The organism is Butyrivibrio sp. YAB3001 (genome assembly GCF_900112195.1).
Taxonomy (GTDB): domain Bacteria; phylum Bacillota; class Clostridia; order Lachnospirales; family Lachnospiraceae; genus Butyrivibrio.
Genome location: NZ_FOKR01000003.1, coordinates 318,152 through 339,492, shown reverse-complemented (window position 1 = coordinate 339,492; position 21,341 = coordinate 318,152). Strand labels below are relative to the sequence as shown.

The following is a 21,341-nucleotide window of genomic DNA, read 5'->3' as shown; positions in this document are numbered from 1 at the left end:
GGTAAATGGCACAAAGATTATCTACTTATTTAAAGAATATATATGGCGAAAAAGTGTACAGATTATCTTTGTCTTCGGGGTGTAGCTGTCCTAACAGGGATGGGGCAATTGTCTATGATGAGAAGACTGATACGTACCACTTTGATGCTTTGGCAATTGACAAAACAGGATTGTCCGGGGGCTGCAGCTTTTGCTCAGAGGGCGGTTCCGGTGAGTTCGCGGCTTCTTTTGCACCTATAGACAGGCAGATTGATGAGGCGAAAGCGCGTATATTGCAAAAGACTGATGCCCGAAAGTTTATAGCTTATTTTCAGTCTTACACCAATACTTATGGTGATATTGACAGGCTTCGCGCATTATATCTGGAAGCTATTAATAGAGAAGAGATAGTCGCGCTTTCCCTGGGAACAAGGCCTGATTGCATTTCCTCTGAAATGCTTGATCTGTTAAAAGAACTAAATTCCATTAAGCCTGTATGGATTGAACTTGGACTTCAGACTATTCAAGAAAAGACTGCCAAAAGAATAAACAGAGGTTATAAACTGGACACTTTTCTTGATACTTACCATAAGCTTAAGAGCATTGGGATCACGGTGATAGTTCATGTGATATTGGGGCTTCCCGGAGAAACAAAGAAAGACATGCTCGAAACAGTACGGTTTTTATCAAGGTTATGTCCGACTCTTGATGGAATAAAACTTCAGAACCTTCAGATATTGAAGGGGACGAGAATGTATGAGGAGTATCTTCATGAAGTAAACATACTGGAAGCTGCCTCGGGAAAAGGAAATGATGCTTTTATAAAATGTGATTTCCATATCATGAGCATGGAGGAGTATACAGACCTTATTGCAGAGTGCATAGCTCTTTTACCGGAAAAATGTGTTGTCCACCGTATGACGGGGGATGGGCCGAGAAAACTGTTGGTAGAACCGCTTTGGACACTTGATAAAAAGAGAGTTTTAAATATGCTGACCCGGAAAACTAAAGATTTATTTAAGGAAGTATAAAAAATCTCTTCCTTCTTTATTCTAACTGTACTTTTTGGGGTTGAGTTGGTACAATAAAAACACTATGGATTTATTTGAGTATATGCGTCAGAACAATCAGGAAAAAGAATCTCCGCTTGCCGCAAGAATGCGCCCAAGGACACTTGATGAAGTGGTGGGACAGCAGCACATTATTGCCAGAGACAAGCTTCTTTATCGTGCTATCACTGCAGATAAGTTAAGTTCTATAATTCTTTACGGTCCTCCCGGAACAGGAAAGACAACACTGGCGAAGGTTATAGCGAATACGACTAAGGCAGAGTTTATGCAGATAAATGCCACAATCGCCGGCAAGAAGGATATGGAAGAAGTTGTCGCCAAGGCTAAAGATAATCTTGGAATGTACGGCAAGAAGACAATTCTTTTTATTGATGAGATACACAGATTTAATAAGGGGCAGCAGGACTATCTATTGCCTTTTGTTGAGGATGGAACGGTAATCCTTATAGGAGCGACTACTGAAAATCCTTACTTCGAAGTGAATGGGGCTTTGATCTCCAGATCGGTTATTTTTGAACTTAAGCCACTTACGGCGGATGACATAAAGGTACTACTTAAACGCGCAGTTACTGATAAGAACAGGGGAATGGGTGCTTATGGTGCTGTGATAGAAGAGGATGCGGCTGATTTCCTGGCTGATCTTGCTGATGGAGATGCAAGGCATGCACTAAATGCTATAGAACTGGGAATCCTGACCACAGGCAGAAGTGAAGATGGCCTTATCCATATCACAAAAGAGGTTGCGGAAGAATGTATTCAGAAGAAAGTTGCCAGGTACGACAAGGATGGCGACAATCATTATGATACAATTTCAGCGTTTATCAAGAGTATGAGAGGTTCTGACCCTGATGCGGCAGTTTATTATCTTGCCCGTATGCTGAATGCCGGAGAGGATCCTAAGTTTATAGTAAGAAGAATGATGGTTTGCGCTTCAGAAGATGTGGGAAACGCTGATCCACAGGCACTTCAGGTGGCTGTGTCGGCTTCACTTGCAGTTGAGAGACTTGGAATGCCTGAAGCACGGATTACATTAGCACAGGCGGCAAGCTATATTGCTACTGCGCCTAAGAGTAATGCTTCTATCTGTGCCATAGATGATGCAATGGATACAGTGAGACAGACCGGCAATCTTCCCATACCGGCGCATCTTCAGGATGCTCACTATAAATCCGCTTCAAAGCTTGGACATGGTATTGGATACAAATATGCTCATGATTATCCTGATAATTATGTTAAGCAGCAATACTTGCCATATGAGCTAAATGGCAAGGAATTTTACAGGCCATCAGGGAATGGCTATGAGATCAAGATAAAAGAGCATATGAAAAGGCTTAAGGAAAGAGAAGAATAATAATCCTGAAGCTTATTGATTATGAGGGTCTGATGGAAAAGAAAAATCGAAAGATGCGTACTGGCGAGGCGGCCAGAAAGAATAAAAAGCTGGTGATCCTGAGCGCAGTAGTAGCTGTGCTTGCATCGGCATTTGTTATAGGAATTGTAGTATATGTTATATTTGGCATGAATAGTGAGTCTTTAACTGAGACGGAGGAAGATGCTATCTTCGAAGTTTCTATTGAAGAAAGTGAGGAAGCTTTTGTAAAAGAAACTATGCCTCCGGATGTTGTTAATGCCATTGTATCCGGTGGAAAAAGTGTTTCAGATGCTTTGAATAACAGACCTGTGACTGTTGAGATGACTGATGAAAACAGGAGCACATTTGTTTCTATAGACAGTTGTCAGATTGTTAATACTTCGAAAGTTCAGATAGATTTATCCTCTGAGGGAATTCCCAAAAGCGATGATAAGTACTATTATCTTTTTGAGGAAGCGGTTTATCAGAATTCTATACCTGAGGGCGCAGAGCCTGTTGCAAAAAAGTATAAAGACAGTGAGACGTCATTCACACTTGATCTTAATAAAGGGAAGGCTTCTTCGAGGCTCTTTTCCAAATTTACTGTGGCAGTTAAGCTGGATGGAGAGTATGTTTCAATAAGCCATCCTAAATTCATTACTAATCCTGAGGCATGTGCAGGCTACAATTATGGCGGCATGCAGCATCATTCGATAAAGGGAATCCTTGCTGATCCGCTCAGAATCGGAGAACTTGCTGATCTTAATATCAGTTACTGTACATATAACATTCCGCTGTCACATATCCTTACGACATCAGGCGGTATAGAGTATTCTTACGACGGAGTTACATATCATTTCAAGACCAGTGCTATAGAGACTTACGATCAGTTGTTTAAGAGACTAAACGGAATGGGAATTGACGTTGCAGCTATTGTTCTTAATGATGCCAGCACATCAGCTTATCCTGATATCACACATCCTGATGCCAGAGGAAAAGCAAGCTGTCCGTACAGAATGTTTAATGGTGCTACAGATGGCGGTGTTAAAGCTTGTGCAGCAATAGGAAGCTTTTTGGCAGGAAGGTATTCCGGTGCCGGACATGGCAATGTCAGCATGTGGATAATTGCTAACGAAGTTAATGCAAGAAAAGAATACAACTATATGCCTTATGTTGACGTTAATACATATACTGAGGCTTTTGTTCAGTGTTTCAGAGTTTTTTATAATGCGATAAAGAGTCAGAATGCGTCTGCGAAAGTTTATTATTCACTTGATCAGCGCTGGACTTTGAACTCGGAGAAGACCGGGGATTATGATGCCAAGGATTTCCTTGATATTTTTACAAAATCAATTTCAGATTATGGCAATATAGATTGGGGACTTGCAGCTCATCCATATTCTTATCCGAATGGCGCTACGGCTTTTTGGAAAGCCAATAAATATACCAACCATACGGTTTCAACTCCTGTTATTTCTATGGATAATCTGGAAGTGCTGACAAATTACATGCAAAGACCGGAGATGAGAGATACTTCCGGTAATGTGAGATCGATCATATTAAGTGAGATAGGATATTCTTCAACTTCAGGGGAAACACTTCAGGCAGCAGCTTTTGCCTATGCCTATACAATTATGGAGAAAAATGGCTATATCGATGCGCTTATGCTGTCTAGACAGACAGATGCTGCAGATGAGATAGCTGCCCTGGGACTTGCATTGGGGCTGCAGTCCACAGGTGGTAAGCATAAATATATTTACAATGTGTTTAAATATATTGATACAGACAAGCGACAGGATGTAATATCATTTGCGTATGATATTGTAGGCAAAACATTTTAGTTTTGGAAGGAGAGAGTATGACAAACGCAGAAATTGCTCTTAAGAAACATGAAGAATGGCAGGGGAAACTTGAGATTAAATCCAAGGCAGAAGTAAAATCAAAGGAGGATCTGGCAATTGCTTATACACCTGGCGTTGCAGAACCTTGTAAGTTAATTGCTGAGGATAAGAGTCTTGCATATAAGTACACAATTAAATCTAATACGATAGCCGTAGTTTCTGATGGAAGCGCGGTGTTGGGACTTGGCAATATTGGCCCCTATGCAGCAATGCCTGTTATGGAAGGTAAAGCTGTTCTTTTCAAAGAGTTTGGCGGAGTTAATGCGATTCCTATCTGTCTTGATACTCAGGATACTGAGGAAATAATCAAGGCAGTTACATATCTCGCTCCCGGTTTTGGAGGAATAAATCTTGAGGATATTTCAGCTCCAAGATGTTTTGAGATAGAAGAAAGACTTAAAGAAATACTTGATATTCCTGTTTTTCATGATGACCAGCACGGAACAGCTATTGTTGTTCTGGCAGGTGTTATAAATGCCCTTAAGGTTACAGGCAAGAAAAAAGAAGAGTGCAAAGTTGTTGTAAACGGTGCAGGAAGTGCCGGCATTGCAATTACAAAGCTGCTCCTTCGCTACGGCTTTACAAATGTAACTTTGTGTGACAAGTCAGGAATATTGAATAAGAAGTCTGCAGATCTTAACTGGATGCAGGCAAAGATGATGGATGAAACTAATCCTGATCAGCTTTCAGGAAGCCTGGCAGATGCCCTTGATGGTGCAGATGTTTTCGTAGGCGTTTCTGCTCCTGGAATCGTGACAAAAGAGATGGCTCAGAAAATGAACAAGGATGCGATCATGTTTGCTATGGCAAATCCAGTTCCTGAGATAATGCCTGACCTTGCGAAGGAAGCCGGAGTAAGAGTCATTGGAACAGGAAGAAGTGATTTTCCTAACCAGGTAAACAATGTTCTTGTATTCCCGGGCATTTTCAAGGGTGCGCTTGAGTGCGGAGCTACAAAGATAACAGAAGAAATGAAACTTGCTGCAGCTAATGCACTTGCCGGTCTTGTCCCGGAAGAAGAGCTTAGTGATGTCAATATTTTGCCGGCAGCATTTGATCCAAGAGTTGCAGATGTGGTTTCTGCTGCAGTAAAGAATTGTAATTGATTTATTCATTACGGAGGGAAAACTGTGAGTTCACAGTATCTTACTTTATACAAGATGATTGTTCTGTATATGCTCAAGCGGTGTGAAGTTCCGCTGAGCAAATCGCAGATTTATGATTTTATACTTGAAAAAGAATATACAACATTTCTGACACTTCAGGAGGTCTTTAGCGAACTTGCTTCCTCTGAGCTGATCAGTGAAAAGACCTTTGCAAACAGAACATATCTTGAGATCACGCCGGAAGGTGAAGAGACTCTGAATTTCTTTGGGAACAGGATCAATCTTTCTATCAGGCAGCAGATTGATGAGTATATGAAGGCAAACAGCCTTAGACTTAGAAATGAATCGTCAATCGTATGTGATTACAAGATGACTGAAGATAAAGAGTATTCAGTCAGACTTGTAGCCAAAGAAAAAGGGAAAAATCTTGTTGATATAAGCCTTCTTGTTCCTTCCGAAGAAATTGCCCAGAGTATATGCGACAAATGGCAGGAAAAGAATCAGGATATTTATCAGTACCTCATCAGCCAGCTTATGAGCTGATGGGGGAAGATATTCCCTATACTATCAATACATGAACTGGTAAATAGGCTATTTGATCAACAATTATAAGGATAAAGAAAAACCACTCAAAACAGTTAATGTTAAGAGTGGTTTTCTTTTATGCAAGCTGCTGACGAGAATCGAACTCGTGACCTCCGCACTACCAATGCGACGCACTACCGACTGTGCTACAACAGCTTATAAATATATGTAAACGTAAAAACAAAATTACGCCACGAGATATTATAGCAACATTTATCTTGTGTTGTCAACGGTAAAAAATCATTAGCAATAAGTGGTAAATAAATGATAGAAATTGGAAAACAAATGCCATGAATAGTTGTTGAAATGGGCAATTGGCGGTAATAAAATCAAGATTGACACAGATAACAAAACACCATCTAATCGCAATGGGGTGACTAGACTATGAACAAAAAGAATATGAAATGGAAGTATCCAAGAACCAGACTACAGTGGCTGTGGGACAATATGGAAGGCTGCAGAGTTTTGTATGTTTGGGCAATGGTGGGCACGGTCGTATACAATATGTTGCAACTGACAGTGCCTTTTTTTTCTGGGAAAATTGTCGACAATTTTCTCACAGGGGCAAATGCTAAAGAGAATCTTACTAATTATCCGGACAGATTTTTAAGGCTTTTGGCTCTTATGGTGGGGCTTACAATTTTTAGATGCATAATAGTTTATCTTGACTGTATGGCCTATGAAAAAGTGTCTCAGGAGGTTTTGTTTAAAGTTCGTAATTTCCTTTATGACAAGATCCAGAGACAGGATATGAAGTTTTACAGCACTTATAGAACCGGAGATCTTATGACAAGAGTGACCGGTGACCTGGATGCTGTAAGGCACATGGTTGCATGGGTTGTGAGAATGGTAGTGGAAGCTTTTGCACTGGTTTCATTTACAGCAATCTACTTTATTCTTATGAACTGGCAGCTGGCATTTAGCCTTCTTATTGTGGCGCCGCTTATCTTCTTCATTATTTATGTATTTAAGCTTCTTGTTGCGCCTATGCATGTACTTCTTCGTGAAAAGCTTGCATATATGAATACTGTTGCTCAGGAGAATATTGCAGGTAACAGAGTTGTTAAGGCGTTTGCAAGAGAAGATTATGAGCTCGAAAAATTTGACGACTGTAATACCGATTACAGAGAGACAAATAAAAAGACAGCAAAAGTATGGCTGCGTTTTTATCCTTTTGTAGAAACACTGGCAAACCTTCTTGCAGTAATCTTGCTTCTTGTGGGAGGTCTTTTCCTAATTGAGGGTAAGCTTTCAATGGGAGAATATGTTGCATTTTCAGGACTTATCTGGGCAATCGCAAACCCTATGAGACAGCTTGGAAATATTATGAACGAGTTCCAGCGTTTTTCTGCTGCATCTGCAAAGGTTATGGAAATCTATTATTCAAAGCCTGAGATTGTAGATAATAAGGATGCAATTGATAAGCCAGAGCGTTTTAAGGGAGAAGTAGAGTTTAAGAATGTTTCATTCCAGTATGCTGATGCTAAACTTCCTGTTCTTGAGCATATTTCTTTTACTGCAAAACCAGGACAGACTATCGCTATCATGGGTGAGACCGGATGCGGAAAAACTTCACTTATACATCTTATACCAAGGTTCTACGAACCAACTGAGGGAGAAATTCTTGTTGATGGCGTAAATGTTAACAAGCTAAAGCTCAGTCAGCTTCGTAAAAATATCGGACTTGCCACACAGGATGTGCTTCTTTATTCTGATACGATTGATGGAAATATCGCATACGGTGACAGCAATATCAGTAAAGAAGAGGTTGTAAGATTTGCCAAGTATTCTGCAGCATCTGATTTCATTGCCAAGATGCCTGAAGGGTACGATACTATCGTCGGCGAGCGCGGAGTTGGTCTGTCAGGAGGTCAGAAACAGAGGATATCACTTGCAAGAGCACTGGCTGTAAGACCATCTATTTTGATATTGGATGATACAACTTCAGCAGTTGACCTAGAGACAGAAAAAGAGATTCAGGACAGCTTAAGGCACCTTGACTTCCCGTGCACAAAGATAATAATTGCGCAGAGAATTTCAACTACAAAGGATGCTGATCAGATTCTTATCATGCAGCATGGTGAGATAACAGAGAGTGGCACGCATGAAGAGTTAATTAAACAGGGCGGCTATTATGCTGAACTTGTAAAGCTTCAGACAGGTGCATGAGAATCAGGAAGGGAGATAAGAAATGGCTAGAAGAAATACCTACAGAGAAGATGAGATTCTCGAAGAACCCTTTGACATACGACATTTACTTAGAGCTTCAGAATATATTAAAAAACATGCCTGGAAAATGATATTGGCGCTTGTTTTGTCAGCTATGGGTGGCGCGGCTGCGCTGGTGAGCCCGATGATAGTTCAGAGAGCGCTTGATGATGCAATTCCAAATGGCGATGTGCCGCTATTATACAAGCTTGTAATATGCGTTTCTGTCTTTTACCTTGCAAGCGCGCTATTTACAACTATCAGATCCAGAATAATGGTTAATGTCAGTCAGAACATCATATATCAGATAAGAGCAGATTTGTTCAAGCATCTCCAAAAGCTGCCATTCCAATACTATGATGACAGACCACAGGGCAAAATCCTTGTAAGAGTAGTAAACTATGTAAACTCAGTGTCTGATATTTTGAGCAATGGTCTTATAAATGTTGTGCTTGAAATAATCAACCTGGTGTTTATTGTTGTTTTTATGTTTGCTGTGGATGTGAAGCTTAGTTTTGTTGTTTTGGCAGGTGTTCCATTCCTTATGGTGTTTATGTTCTGGATAAAGAACAAACAGCGTAAGGCATGGCAGGCAGTGTCAAACAAGAATTCCAATCTTAACGCATATCTTCAGGAGAACATTGTGGGAGCCAGAATAACTCAGATTTTTGCTAGAGAAGATGAGAATGCTGAAATCTTCAAGAAACTTTCAGGGGATTGCAGAAAGACCTGGATGACAGCGGTAAGCTACAGTAACCTTGTATGGCCCGGAATTGATACTATTTCAGTGCTTGTAAGAGCAGCAATCTTCCTGTTTGGACTTCTTATTTTTTCACAGGGAAGTGAAACGCTTGGTACTATCGTTGCTATATCAAGCTATGCTTCAAGATTCTGGCAGCCTATCATGAACCTTGGAAATATCTTTAATGGATTTATCAATAATATGGCATATCTTGAGAGAATATTTGAGACAATGGATGAGCCGGTAACTGTTGATGATAAGCCGGGCGCGATAGAGATGCCTAAAATGGTTGGTGAAGTTACTTTTGAAAACGTATCTTTTTCCTATGAGCCGGGAAAAGAAATCCTTCATAATGTATCATTTAGTGTTAAGCCAGGAGAGAGCGTTGCTCTGGTTGGCCCGACGGGTGCCGGAAAGAGCACTATTGTAAGCCTTATTTCAAGGTTCTACAATGTGGACAGTGGCAGGATACTGATCGATGGGCAGGATATTTCTGAAGTGACTTTAAAATCACTTCGCTCACAGATGGGAATTATGTTGCAGGATAGCTTTATTTTTTCAGGAACAATTGAGGATAATATTCGATACGGTAAACTTGATGCGACAGAATGTGAGATACGAAATGCCAGCAAGACTGTATGCGCGCACAACTTTATCAAAGTTATGCCAAATGGTTACAGGACCGAGGTAAAGGAAAGAGGAGCGCTTCTTTCCCAGGGACAGAAACAGCTTATTTCTTTTGCCAGAACTCTTTTGTCTGATCCTGCAATACTGGTGCTTGACGAGGCTACTTCAAGTATCGATGTACAGACTGAGAAAGCTCTTCAGCAAGGACTTGACGCTATGTTAAGCGGACGAACCAGTTTTATTATTGCTCACAGACTGTCTACAATAACAAAGTGCGATAAGATCATGTATATTAGTGACGGCGGAATTACTGAGTGTGGAAGTCATGAGGAACTTATGGCTAAAAAAGGCGATTACTATCACTTGTATACTGCTCAGATGGAAGGGCTCGTAAGCTGATAAAAAAGAATGAAATAAAAGAGTGTTAAATTTATATCATGGTGAAATTTTAAATCAAAAATAGCCAAAAACCATATACTTTTTTATATTTTTTTAATGATTTTCATGGAGCTTTAATATATAATACAACCATGAAAATTTACGATATACCACAGGGAACAAAAATAACCATTAAACTGGTTCATAACAACTCAACTTTCGACGTAGAAGCCACCATTCTTACAAGATATGATAAAGGAGTTTTGGTCACACCGGTATTTTGCGGAGGCGAATTGGTTGACTATTGCAACAATGCAAACTTTGAATTCACAGAGCAATGCACCGGCAAAAAACACGTATTCCAGATTGACATGTTGAGCAGAGTGGATTTTTCCGGAGCAAATTTCCATGTAATGAACGGACGAGAGATTGTAATTGCTGATAATCAGAGAAGAGCGGAGCGTTACAGGGTTCAGATCATGGGAAATGCAATTGTTAATAAGAAAATAGCCATGAGTGTTATTGTAAATGATATATCACTTAGAGGTTTTTCTGTTATGGTCAATAAGAATTGCAAATGCAAGGTTGGAGACAAGATTAAGATTGAATTTCTTAAGAATTCTATGGGCAAGAAGATGGTTATTGGTGGAGTTGTAGTTCGAAACTTTTCAATTGGCGGGATAGATGCACTTGGCTGCGAGATAGAGGATATTAATTCGGTGGTACTTGATTATATTCTTGAAAAGAAGAATGAATCCAGAAAGAAAAAATTTCTTAATTTTGCAGAAACATCAGCGGTATGATTTTTATAATTTTTTTATATTTTATGGAAGTGGGTGTGTGACAAACGCGCCCACTTTTTTGATAAAATTAATTGTGATAGCAATACGAAATAACGATAATAATAAAACGACAACAATAATATGAATTATTGCAAAAACTAGAAAATTTGACATATTGTTACGGCTAATGTAAAATTTCTGAGTTAGGAGCTGTAATATGGATATGAATAGAGAAAAAAAGAGAAACCTGATTATACTAGTTATGTTTGCGGCATTTTTTTCTGTAGGTATGTATATTTGCTTTTCCTTGCAGGATGAAACAGAGTATGCATCCTCGGAAGGGCTTTCAAGTGAAACTGTTATTGAAACAGTTACTAATAGCGTAAGTAATGCCGTTATGACAACAAGCCTTGATTATGCTGATACAGCAGAATCTGATGTTGTTGAGCCTGACGTGCCAGCTGAAGTCCAGGAACAGACTTTAGAGTCTGAACACACTGTATTTACTGTTCAGCAGTATGATGCTGTTGTAGCTAAATATGCCAGTGATACGGTGAATGTAAGAGCAGGCGCCGGAACAGACTATGACAGGCTTGGAAAGGTGTCATGGGGAACTGAGGTGGCTGTTATCGGAGCTACTGATAATGGATGGTATGAAGTTCAGTACAATGATTCTATTGGCTTTATCAGAGGTGATTATGTGGTAGACGATATGCCCGGTGTTCCTTACTTGTTTGTAGGAGATTCAAGGACAGTACAGCTAGAAATGGCTATAGGTTCTAATGATAAAGCTTATATTGCCAAAGTCGGAGAGGGGTACAGCTATTTCAAGAATACAGCTATTCCTGCTATTTCTGAGTATGCCGGCAATGGCACTACTATGATCATCAATTTTGGTGTCAATGATCTTAAAAATGCCAGTAAGTATGTGAAACTTATCAACGATAATATTGATGAGTGGACTAATGCGGGGATTACAGTTTATTATTCTGCTGTAACACCTGTTGGTAGCTGCCAGAGCGTATCAAATTCACAGATTGAATCTTTTAATTCGACGTTAAAAGAGGGCCTTGATGCAAGAGTTCATTGGATCGACAGTTATTCATACCTTCAGCAGGTAGGATTTAATTCTTCAGATGGACTTCATTATAATAAGGATACTTATAAGAATTTATATTCTTATTACATGGCTGTTATAAGCCAGCAGGTATAAATCTAAATATTAAAGGAATTATTGTAAAAAAATGAATATTGTTCTTTTATCAGGAGGCTCAGGAAAGCGTCTGTGGCCTTTGTCTAATGACATTCGTTCAAAACAGTTTATTAAGATCTTCAAAAAAGAAGATGGAACCTATGAATCTATGGTTCAAAGGGTTTACCGTCAGATAAAGAAGGTAGATAATGATGCTACTGTGACTATTGCAACAAGTAAAACACAGGTATCATCTATACATAATCAGCTTGGACAGGATGTTGGAATATCAATTGAGCCATGCAGAAGAGACACATTCCCTGCAATTGCGCTGGCAACAGCTTATCTTGTGGATGTAAAGGGTATTAGCCCGGAAGAATCTGTTGTTGTATGCCCTGTTGATCCATATGTTCAGGATGAATATTTTGAAGCTTTAAAGGCATTGTCGGATCAGGCTGACAAAGGTGAGGCAAATCTTGTACTTATGGGAATTGAGCCAACATATCCTTCAGAAAAGTATGGATATATTATTCCTTCATCTAAGGACATGGTAAGTGAAGTTGCTACTTTTAAGGAAAAGCCTTCCGTGGAAGTTGCACAGGATTATATCAGCCAGGGAGCTCTCTGGAACGGCGGAGTTTTTGCATATAAGCTTAAATATGTTCTTGATAAGGCTCATGAGTTAATTGATTTTACTGATTACCAGGATCTTTTCAATAAATATGATACACTTACAAAGATATCCTTCGACTACGCGGTTGTTGAAAAAGAATCCAGGATTCAGGTAATGCGCTTTGGCGGAGAATGGAAGGATTTAGGTACATGGAATACTCTTACAGAGGCAATGGAAGAAAACATTGTTGGTAAGGGTATGATGAACGAGAACTGTAAGGGTGTTCACATTGTAAATGAGATGGATGTGCCTGTTCTTGCAATGGGACTTACAGATGTTGTTATTTCTGCTTCTCCTGAGGGAATACTTGTTTCTGATAAGGAACAGAGCTCATATATCAAACCTTTTGTAGACGGAATAGTGCAGCAAATAATGTTTGCTGATAAGTCTTGGGGAAGCTTTAAAGTAATAGATGTTGAGAATGAGAGCATGACAATCAAGGTCACTCTTAATGCCGGACATTCAATGAATTATCATAGCCATAATCACAGAGATGAGGTATGGGTAGTAATATCCGGTACCGGTAAGACTATAATCGATGGCGTAGAAACAGCAGTAAGGCCCGGTGATGTGGTTACAATGAAGGCTGGATGCAAGCATACAGTAATTGCTGAGTCAGAATTGAAACTTATTGAGGTTCAGTTGGGATCAGCAATCAGCGTAGATGATAAGCAGAAGTTTGCGCTCTAATATAAAATATTGTAAAGTTCAAATGTGATGTCAGGGATTGTTTCATACGAGCCCTGACATTTTTTATTTCATAGGAAATTGCTCCGCATTCCTATGAAATAAAAAACGCTCCGCTATGGATGCGACTGATGCGCAGATGTATATGCAAGCTAAAGCTTGCGCGCATCAGCTCGCAAAGAGTTGCAAAGCAACTCTTTGTTCTGTAACAGGATATTCCTATTTTGAAATCAAAAATGGATGCCCGAGGGCATCCATTTTTGTATAAGCACATCAATCAGAAATATGTTTGCATAAATTGATAACTGATTAACCTTTAACAGCTCCTTCAATCATTCCTTCCATGATCTGCTTCTGAGCAATCAGGAATATGATGATCATAGGAATAATAGCAAGCAGAGCAGCAGGAAGAATTCTATCCCAGCTCTTTACGTAAGAACCAACGAACTTCTGAATCGCGATTGGGATTGTCATTACTTTTCCGTTCTGACCAAGCATCATTGAAGGAAGAAGATAGTCATTCCAGATCCACATACCATTCAGGATTGTTACAGTTGTAATAACCGGTGTGAGGAGTGGGAAAATAATCTGGAAGAATGTCTGCTCCGGTGAGCATCCGTCAATTGAAGCTGCTTCTTCAAGATCATAAGGAACTCCCTTAATAAATCCGTTTAAGATAAACACTGTCATTGCTCCACCGAATCCAAGATAAGCAAATACAATTCCCGGAACTGACTGAAGCATTGAGATTCCGATAAACTTACCAACATCGCGGAATGTAGAAATAAGTGGAAGCATTACTACCTGGAAAGGAATGATCATTGATGCGATGAAAGTAAAGTAAATAACTACTGACCAAACAGTCTTGTTACGGCAGATAACCCATGCTGCCATTGCTCCAAAGAGTGAGAGGAGTACAAGTGACAGGATTGTGATTATTGCAGATGATCCAAAGGAACTCCAGAATAAAAAGTTTGGATCGTTTATTACAGCTTTGATGTTAGTCAAAAGCTGTGAGAAGCTGGCACCTGATAAGCTTACCGGGTTAGAGGTAATATCAGATGTAACCTTTCCTGAATTTATAAGTAACAGGAAGAAAGGGAATAATACGTATATAGCAATGATTATTGCTATGATTAGTCTTATTATAACGCTGGAAGTTTTTTCTTTGGTATGCATTATAATTCCACCTCCTTCTTATTTGACAGGCGAACCTGTAAGATTGATACACAAGCCAAAATGATGAAGAACAGTACGGCTTTAGCCTGGCCAAGCGCATAATCATTGTTGATAACTGCAGTGCTGTAGATATTAAGTGCAAGCATTTCAGTACCGTTTGCAATGTAGTTGCCAAGGAACTGAACTGAACCTTTACCATTTGTAAGAGCAAGGTTTACATCGAACTGTTTGAACGCAGATGTAAGTGTAAGGAAGGTACAAATTGTAATAGTAGGTGCTATCATAGGAAGCTTGATGTTGAAAAGAGTCTGTATTTTGTTAGCACCATCGATGGCAGATGCCTCAAGTACGTCACCTGGGATTGTGTTAAGGCCGGTGATGTAGATAAGCATTATATAACCTGCATACTGCCAGATATATACGATAATAATAGCGACAAACGCTGTGTTTGTATCCGAAAGCATTGAGTAGGTTCCTGTGAACTTGGTAACAACGTTACTGAAAATGAACTGCCAGATATAACCAAGTACGATTCCTCCGATAAGGTTAGGAAGGAAGTATGCTGCTCTAAAGAATCCTAAGCCTTTGATCTTGGAAGTGCAGAGAAGAGCAAGCAGGAAAGCTACAAGATTTACTAAAATCATGTTAAATACAACAAACAGGAAAGTTAAGAGAATAGACCACAGAAATGCTGGCTGCTTAAACATTCTTGTGTAATTTGAAAGACCAACAACGCCTTTCATTGTGATACCGTTCCAGTCAGTAAAAGAATAACCGATACCGAGAATGAGCGGAATGATTACTGTTACCATAAATGCAAATAACAGTGGGAAAAGGAATATAAAATTGATAATTGAGCGGTGATGCTTAAGCGTTGGGAATAAGTACAATCCTATGAAGAAAAGGATTATTCCGCACACGAACATTGTTCCCCTATACACGTTTCCTGTGCCGGCAATAGACAGACCCAAACCAACGATTGTAAGCACAATTCCCGCTATAAGGCAGATGAATGACGATGCCTTTCTTCCTATAGAAAATGTACTCATAAATGATCCCCCTTTCGTGAGGTGGTGAATGAAATAATTTTTTGCTCTGACTTTAGAATAAAACGGGCAGGACATGTATGCCCTGCCCGCGGGTTTATATATTACTGTGCGTAGTAAGAAGAGATTACCTGAGCCATTGTTGATACAAAGCCGTCTGCATCAAGTTTGCCCTTAGCATAGTCTGCAAATACGTTACATGTCTCGTTCTGAAGACCATCTTTCTTAAGCATTGTGTGCCATCCTGAATAGTTGCCAGCTGTGATGTAGCTGTTCATGCTCTTATAGAATGGGTTAACAGCTTCATATGTGCAATCATCAAATGGAGATACAAGACCAGCATCATTTACAAGAATGTTCTGAGCTGAATCGCCTGCGCACCAGTTAAAGAATGCCTTTGCACCATCTACATTACCCTTTGCATATGCAACCCAGTATGAAGGTGGTCCTGCAATGATTGTGTTGATGCCATCTTCAAATGCATAAGGAGCAAATCCACATTCGAAGTTAACATCTGCAGGAGAAGTTACACACCAGTTACCCTGTGTGATGAATACATATTTGCCTTCCTTGAAGCCGGCTACCTGATTGTCATATGTGCCGTCGATAAGAAGAGCAGGATCTGAGTACTGGTTCATCATTCCGATAAACTCAGCGAAATGTTTCATTCTGGATTCATCAATCTTACCACCATCGTTAAGAAGATCGATGTATGTTGTGTCGTCAGCCTTAAGACCAGCGTCAAGATACTGACCAAATACGTGTGTACCTGATGACCAGCCAAGGTTTGTAGGCTCTGCGCACCAGCCAAATACAGCTGTGATGCCAAGCTCGTCCTTCTTGGAATCAAGAGTCTCGCAAGCTGCCTTCCATGCATCTGGAGATGTAAGAGAAGCAGGATCGATGTTAGCCTTTGCAAGAAGGTCAGCATTGTAACCAAGTGCAGTAGCTTCTACAGTGTAAGGGAATCCGATTGTTCCCATTGAAGAATCAATGAGTTCGAATCCAGTCTTGTTTGTCCATTCCTCACCGGAAAGGTCTGCAAGCATTCCATCCCAGTTAGCTGCCTGGTTTGCTTCGATAACGAAGATATCTGGCATGTTGTCAGCCTGATACATCTTCTTAAGTTCGTCAGAAGCGTTTGTGTCACCACCGATTGTCTCAACAACAAGTGTGTTGCCTGTTTCTTCCTGATACTTAGCTGCAAGAGACTGAAGCTGATCGTTAATCTCAGGCTTACCATTGAGCAAACGAACTGAGCTTCCTGAACCTGTAGCATCAGATGATGTTGTATCAGAAGTTGTAGTTGTTGTGTCATTAGTTGTTGTGTCATTAGTTGTCTGTGTGTTGTCAGATGATGTTGTGTCAGCTGCTGTTTCGCCGCAAGCTGCAAGAGATGCAACCATTGCTCCGGCTAAAAGAACTGACATGAGTTTCTTTTTCATTTAAAAATCCTCCTTTTTGTGCAATGTGCCACAATCCGTAAGTTTTGTGGCGGTTACTTTTGCGCATAAGTTGTACGCTACAATCAAAATAGCACAAAAATGCACAAAAAACAAGATGTATTTTGAAAATAGATTTTTGCCTAGAACGTTTAAAATGGTGAATGCCGCTTGTATGCTAGCTTTGTGACATTATTACATTTTTATAAAGATATTAAATTTTGATAAACAAATAATCGTTAAAATATACAAAATGGTAACTTATGCGCAAAAGTTGGTTTTGTTCAATCTGTACACCAAAAAATGAAAACGTTTAAGCAATTGTTATAGTCAGCAAAAAAAATGTGGCAGCCAATCCGTTTATTGTCAACTTAGACAATTGGATGTGCCAGCCACATTGATATTATTGTTTGGTGCAGATTCCTTTTATGGTTTATACAAGTTCTATTTGCTGTTCAGATTATTTTGCTGCAGATCTTAAGTCTTTCACAGTGTCGCGAAGTACAAGATGAGTAGGAAGCTGAATCTGATTAGGTGTTTTTTCACCTGCAAGCTGTTTGAGCAGAGTAGAGGCTGCGGTAATGCCTTTGGTTTTTATATCCTGATGGACAGTTGTGAGAGCCGGTCTGTGGAGCTTGCCCAGCATATTATCGTCAAATCCTACTATCGAGATATCGTCCGGAACATTTATTCCTCTGTCGGCAAGTGCTGCCAGAAGTGTTACTGCATAGAGATCGGATACACAGACAATTGCTGTAAAATCCTTTACCTTCTCACATATTTCACGAAGACTTTCCTGTATTTCTTCCTCTCGAGGACGGATTTTGATGAAATTGCTCTGCCTGAAAGATATCTTTGCATCTGAAAGAGCCATTTTGTAGCCATTTAATCTTGCAAGGTCAACACCATTTGTGTTATCTGACAAAAACGCTATCTTTTTATGTCCCATTTTGATCAGATAATTCGTGATGTCATAAGAACCCTGCTCATCATTAAGACCCACATTTGTGAAGTGCTTAAGGCCTTCAATGCTGTAGGTGTCTATGCATACGATTGGTTTTTTGTATTTTTCACTGACACGGATTCCATCGTCGTCAAGCATACCGAAAAGAATAAGACCATCAACGTTCCAGGTTGAAACATGACGCATTATCTCTACTGTATCGCTGGAGATGTACAGCATCATGAAATATCCGGCATTTCTTATAGTCTCTTCAACACCACCAATAAGCTCGGAAACAAATGGGTCCATGATCAGATTGTCATATTTGTCTGCACGCGCTTTGAGTGCAAGACCGATTATCTTGGATTTGTTCTGAGCAAGATTTCGAGCATTGATGTTGGGTACATAGTCAACCTTTGCAAGAAAATCCTGGACCTTTTTTAGGGTATCATCAGATACTTCACCGGTTTTTCCATGGATGACGTTTGAAACCGTTGTGGTGCTCATATTTAATTGTTTTGCAATTTCTTTTATGGTTATCATATTTTCAATTGGGTCTTTACAAAGAAAAAAAGTTATTGTATGTTTTGTAATCAAACGACAAAAATAGTTTGTCTATATGTCACAAAATAACATGAGAGAAATGAGTTGTCAAAAATGATTTTTTTAAAATGTATATTTATACATTATCATGTTTTGGCTTTTTTAACTAGTCATGTTATCGAAATGCTTGTCTAAATATCGTATGTAATATGCGAATATAACCGAAGTTTAGCATCATAAGAAAAGAGGAGAATTATGAATACAAATTACAGCAAGATTAGCGCAAATGTCGATTTGGTAAAAGAAAAGCTTTTAAGTGCAGCAGAGAAGGTTTCTGCAATTGATATCCCTGCAGATATCCCACATGGAGATATGCCTGGTGATAAGATCGAGATTGGAGAAAGTCATGTTAGCAAGGCAAAAACTATTTTTCCTAAACTGATTGAAGAACTTAAAAAGACAATTGATAACAATGAGTACGGACGAGCAGTCATTGCTGTATGTGGTGGATCAGGAGTTGGCAAATCAGAAATTGCGTCATGCCTGTCATATCTGCTTGAACAGGCAGGAATAGGAAGCTACACAATGTCCGGCGATAACTATCCACATCGTATTCCTATGTATAATGATGCTGAAAGACTTCATGTTTATAGAGAGAGCGGAATAAGAGCAATGGTTGACGCAGGTGTCATGTCTGCTGAGAATATGGCTGTTTTAAAGAAATGGCAAGAGGCAGAAGACGATGCAAATAAGGCACATGAAGAGACTGACACATGGTTCAGAGCATATCGCGAAGGCGGTGAAAAGGGATTAAACAATTACCTTGGTACACCGAATGAGACTGATTTTGATGAAGTAGATCAGATAATGAAGGCCTTCAAGGACGGCGCTGATAAGCTTTGGCTTAAGAGAATGGGCCGTGATGAAGCATCCCTTTGGTATGATGAAGTTGATATGTCAGAAAAGCAGGTGCTTATTGTTGAGTGGACACATGGAAACAGCGACTATATGTCACAGGTAGATATCCCTGTTCTTCTTAACAGCACACCACAGGAAACACTTGAGCACAGAAGATCAAGAAACAGAGATGGTAAGCTTGATAGTCCATTTACAATGATGGTACTTGAACTTGAACAGAATAAGCTTGTTGATCAGGCACACAAGGCTAAGATCATTATCACAAAAGCAGGCGAGCTTATTGATTATAGCGAATTCAAGAAACTTATGGGAATTTAAGTGAGGTAAAGATGAGTAAAAAATTTGTAGATAATGGACCAATGTTAAATGCTTATCCAGACAGCATGGGTGGCACTCTTTCAGATATTGTTTCTGTTCTTCAGAAAAAAGAATTTGAGGATGTTTTTCAGTCTTTTTATGTACTGCCAAGTATCTTTAATACAGATCTTGACAGAGGTTTCTCTGTTATTGACTATGGCATCAACGAGGAACTTGCTGATGCAAAGGATCTTGAAGCACTTGACAAGCTTGGAATCAATCTTAAACTTGATTTCATCTTAAATCACGCATCAGTTCTTTCACCTCAGTTCCAGGATCTTATAAAGAACGGTGAAAAGTCAAAATATGCAGACTTTTTCATTAACTGGAACAAATTCTGGGATGGATGCGGCGAGATGACGCCTGAAGGCTATATCCAGCCAAGAGAAGAATATATCAAGGATATGTTCTTTAGAAAGCCCGGACTTCCAATCCTTATGGTGCGCATGCCTGATGGAAAAGATGTTCCATATTGGAATACATTTTATCAGGAAGTACAGTATAAGCGCCCGGATGCTCAGGATTTAATGGCAAAAATTGATATTCAGTACCTTGCGGCATCAAGGCTTTCACAGAGAATCTGCAAGGCGCTTGATGAGGGCAAAAAGCCTTCAGAGATAGATTTCACAGGATATGAAAAATATAAGGATGCGGTCATTGATCTGCTTGAATCCGGAAGGCGTTACCTTGGGCAGATGGACCTTAATATCAAATCTGACCTTGTTTGGGAGCACTATCGCAATACTTTGAAGGCTCTTTCCGGATATGGCGCAAGAATAGTAAGACTTGACGCCTTTGCTTATGCACCCAAAGAGCCCGGCAAGAAGAACTTCCTTAATGAGCCGGATACATGGGATGTCCTTGAAAAGGTTAAAAAACTTGCTGATGAATTTAATGTTGAGCTTTTGCCTGAAATTCATGCAAGTTATAGGGAAAAGACTTATGAAGTGGTAGCTGATAAGGGCTATATGACTTATGATTTCTTCCTTCCGGGACTTCTTATTTATGCCATTGAACACAAGAGTGGTGAAATTCTTGCTAAGTGGGCAAACGAACTTCAGGAAAAGAAAATTCGTGTAGTAAATATGCTTGGTTGCCATGATGGTATTCCTCTTCTTGATCTTAAGGGAATTCTTGCAGATGAGGATATTGAGGAAATGATTCAGACGATAGTTGGACGTGGCGGATATGTCAAGGATCTCCATGGTGCAAAGAATATGTATTATCAGGTAAATGCGACATATTACAGCGCACTTGGTGATGATGACAAGAAGATGCTCTTTGCAAGAGCAATACAGATGTTTATGCCGGGTAAGCCACAGATTTGGTATCTGGATCTCTTTGCAGGCAAGAACGACCATGAAGCAGTTAAGAGAGCCGGTGCCGGCGGTCACAAGGAGATTAACAGAACTAATCTCACATTGGAACAGATTGAAGCTGCAATGCAAAAGGATGTTGTAAAGAAGCAGCTTGAACTTCTTAGATTCAGAAATACAAATCCGGCATTTGGATTTGATGCCAAGCTTGATATACAAAATGACGGAAGTGTCATGACTTTTACTTGGACAAATGGTGATAATAAAGCGCAGCTTATCGCAAACTTTGACGATTATAGCTTTGAGATAAAGTAAG

The 21,341-nt window shown here is 39.7% G+C and carries 16 protein-coding genes and 1 tRNA gene; 12 read left to right on the top strand and 5 right to left on the bottom strand.

Going from position 1 to position 21,341, the window contains the following annotated elements:
- Positions 1-5: 5 nt before the first annotated feature.
- The 5 genes from BM086_RS04955 to BM086_RS04935 all read left to right on the top strand — a co-directional run bounded on the left by BM086_RS04955 (position 6) and on the right by BM086_RS04935 (position 5,950).
- Positions 6-1,010, top strand: coding sequence for a TIGR01212 family radical SAM protein (locus BM086_RS04955; protein ID WP_092324302.1), 1,005 nt, complete (start codon positions 6-8; stop codon positions 1,008-1,010).
- Between the two features lie 64 nt (positions 1,011-1,074).
- On the top strand, positions 1,075-2,400 hold the full coding sequence (locus BM086_RS04950) for a replication-associated recombination protein A (protein WP_092324299.1): 1,326 nt from the start codon (positions 1,075-1,077) through the stop codon (positions 2,398-2,400).
- Positions 2,401-2,432: 32 nt separating this feature from the next.
- On the top strand, positions 2,433-4,241 hold the full coding sequence (locus BM086_RS04945; protein ID WP_092324296.1) for a DUF5722 domain-containing protein: 1,809 nt from the start codon (positions 2,433-2,435) through the stop codon (positions 4,239-4,241).
- Between the two features lie 17 nt (positions 4,242-4,258).
- Positions 4,259-5,407, top strand: coding sequence for an NAD(P)-dependent malic enzyme (locus tag BM086_RS04940; RefSeq protein WP_092324293.1), 1,149 nt, complete (start codon positions 4,259-4,261; stop codon positions 5,405-5,407).
- Positions 5,408-5,431: 24 nt separating this feature from the next.
- The gene (locus BM086_RS04935) at positions 5,432-5,950 is read left to right on the top strand and encodes a DUF4364 family protein (protein ID WP_092324291.1); all 519 of its coding nucleotides are present in this window, start codon (positions 5,432-5,434) and stop codon (positions 5,948-5,950) included.
- A gap of 125 nt (positions 5,951-6,075) precedes the next feature.
- Here the strand turns inward: BM086_RS04935 and BM086_RS04930 are convergent.
- Positions 6,076-6,148 (bottom strand) — tRNA-Thr (locus BM086_RS04930).
- 228 nt (positions 6,149-6,376) lie between these two features.
- Between BM086_RS04930 and BM086_RS04925 the strand changes: the two genes are divergently transcribed.
- From BM086_RS04925 to BM086_RS04905, 5 genes are all read left to right on the top strand, one after another.
- A complete protein-coding gene (locus BM086_RS04925) occupies positions 6,377-8,161 on the top strand; it encodes an ABC transporter ATP-binding protein (protein ID WP_092324288.1) in 1,785 nt (594 codons plus the stop codon).
- Positions 8,162-8,183: 22 nt separating this feature from the next.
- Complete coding sequence (locus BM086_RS04920) at positions 8,184-9,968, top strand: ABC transporter ATP-binding protein (protein WP_092324285.1); 1,785 nt, start codon at positions 8,184-8,186, stop codon at positions 9,966-9,968.
- A gap of 131 nt (positions 9,969-10,099) precedes the next feature.
- Entirely contained in the window at positions 10,100-10,750 is a 651-nt protein-coding gene (locus tag BM086_RS04915) for a PilZ domain-containing protein (RefSeq protein WP_092324283.1), read from the top strand.
- A 196-nt stretch (positions 10,751-10,946) separates the two neighbouring features.
- Positions 10,947-11,942: an SH3 domain-containing protein gene (locus tag BM086_RS04910; protein WP_092324280.1), complete on the top strand. Its 996-nt coding sequence runs from the start codon at positions 10,947-10,949 to the stop codon at positions 11,940-11,942.
- Between the two features lie 31 nt (positions 11,943-11,973).
- On the top strand, positions 11,974-13,284 hold the full coding sequence (locus BM086_RS04905) for a sugar phosphate nucleotidyltransferase (protein WP_092324277.1): 1,311 nt from the start codon (positions 11,974-11,976) through the stop codon (positions 13,282-13,284).
- Between the two features lie 306 nt (positions 13,285-13,590).
- Here the strand turns inward: BM086_RS04905 and BM086_RS04900 are convergent, their stop codons facing one another.
- The 4 genes from BM086_RS04900 to BM086_RS04885 form a co-directional block, all read right to left on the bottom strand.
- Complete coding sequence (locus tag BM086_RS04900) at positions 13,591-14,460, bottom strand: carbohydrate ABC transporter permease (protein ID WP_092324275.1); 870 nt, start codon at positions 14,458-14,460, stop codon at positions 13,591-13,593.
- Positions 14,460-15,509 carry a carbohydrate ABC transporter permease gene (locus BM086_RS04895; protein ID WP_092324272.1) on the bottom strand — a complete coding sequence of 350 codons (1,050 nt, stop codon included), beginning with the start codon at positions 15,507-15,509 and terminating at the stop codon, positions 14,460-14,462. The genes BM086_RS04900 and BM086_RS04895 overlap by 1 nt, the downstream gene beginning before the upstream one ends.
- A gap of 101 nt (positions 15,510-15,610) precedes the next feature.
- Entirely contained in the window at positions 15,611-16,951 is a 1,341-nt protein-coding gene (locus BM086_RS04890; protein ID WP_092324269.1) for an ABC transporter substrate-binding protein, read from the bottom strand.
- 457 nt (positions 16,952-17,408) lie between these two features.
- Entirely contained in the window at positions 17,409-18,434 is a 1,026-nt protein-coding gene (locus tag BM086_RS04885) for a LacI family DNA-binding transcriptional regulator (protein WP_092324266.1), read from the bottom strand.
- A gap of 255 nt (positions 18,435-18,689) precedes the next feature.
- Between BM086_RS04885 and BM086_RS04880 the strand changes: the two genes are divergently transcribed.
- Together BM086_RS04880 and BM086_RS04875 are read left to right on the top strand one after the other, a co-directional pair.
- A complete protein-coding gene (locus BM086_RS04880; protein ID WP_092324263.1) occupies positions 18,690-19,670 on the top strand; it encodes an adenylylsulfate kinase in 981 nt (326 codons plus the stop codon).
- Between the two features lie 11 nt (positions 19,671-19,681).
- On the top strand, positions 19,682-21,340 hold the full coding sequence (locus BM086_RS04875; RefSeq protein WP_092324260.1) for a glycosidase: 1,659 nt from the start codon (positions 19,682-19,684) through the stop codon (positions 21,338-21,340).
- Position 21,341: the final 1 nt, after the last annotated feature.

Bases quoted from the DNA above. Each gene is read 5' to 3' on its own strand.
- BM086_RS04910 (WP_092324280.1), top strand. From the start codon at position 10,947: ATGGATATGAATAGAGAAAAAAAGAGAAACCTGATTATACTAGTTATG.
- BM086_RS04920 (WP_092324285.1), top strand. From the start codon at position 8,184: ATGGCTAGAAGAAATACCTACAGAGAAGATGAGATTCTCGAAGAACCC.
- BM086_RS04885 (WP_092324266.1), bottom strand. From the start codon at position 18,434: ATGATAACCATAAAAGAAATTGCAAAACAATTAAATATGAGCACCACA.
- BM086_RS04905 (WP_092324277.1), top strand. From the start codon at position 11,974: ATGAATATTGTTCTTTTATCAGGAGGCTCAGGAAAGCGTCTGTGGCCT.
- BM086_RS04925 (WP_092324288.1), top strand. From the start codon at position 6,377: ATGAACAAAAAGAATATGAAATGGAAGTATCCAAGAACCAGACTACAG.
- BM086_RS04890 (WP_092324269.1), bottom strand. From the start codon at position 16,951: ATGAAAAAGAAACTCATGTCAGTTCTTTTAGCCGGAGCAATGGTTGCA.
- BM086_RS04880 (WP_092324263.1), top strand. From the start codon at position 18,690: ATGAATACAAATTACAGCAAGATTAGCGCAAATGTCGATTTGGTAAAA.
- BM086_RS04895 (WP_092324272.1), bottom strand. From the start codon at position 15,509: ATGAGTACATTTTCTATAGGAAGAAAGGCATCGTCATTCATCTGCCTT.
- BM086_RS04875 (WP_092324260.1), top strand. From the start codon at position 19,682: ATGAGTAAAAAATTTGTAGATAATGGACCAATGTTAAATGCTTATCCA.
- BM086_RS04915 (WP_092324283.1), top strand. From the start codon at position 10,100: ATGAAAATTTACGATATACCACAGGGAACAAAAATAACCATTAAACTG.
- BM086_RS04940 (WP_092324293.1), top strand. From the start codon at position 4,259: ATGACAAACGCAGAAATTGCTCTTAAGAAACATGAAGAATGGCAGGGG.
- BM086_RS04900 (WP_092324275.1), bottom strand. From the start codon at position 14,460: ATGCATACCAAAGAAAAAACTTCCAGCGTTATAATAAGACTAATCATA.
- BM086_RS04955 (WP_092324302.1), top strand. From the start codon at position 6: ATGGCACAAAGATTATCTACTTATTTAAAGAATATATATGGCGAAAAA.
- BM086_RS04945 (WP_092324296.1), top strand. From the start codon at position 2,433: ATGGAAAAGAAAAATCGAAAGATGCGTACTGGCGAGGCGGCCAGAAAG.
- BM086_RS04950 (WP_092324299.1), top strand. From the start codon at position 1,075: ATGGATTTATTTGAGTATATGCGTCAGAACAATCAGGAAAAAGAATCT.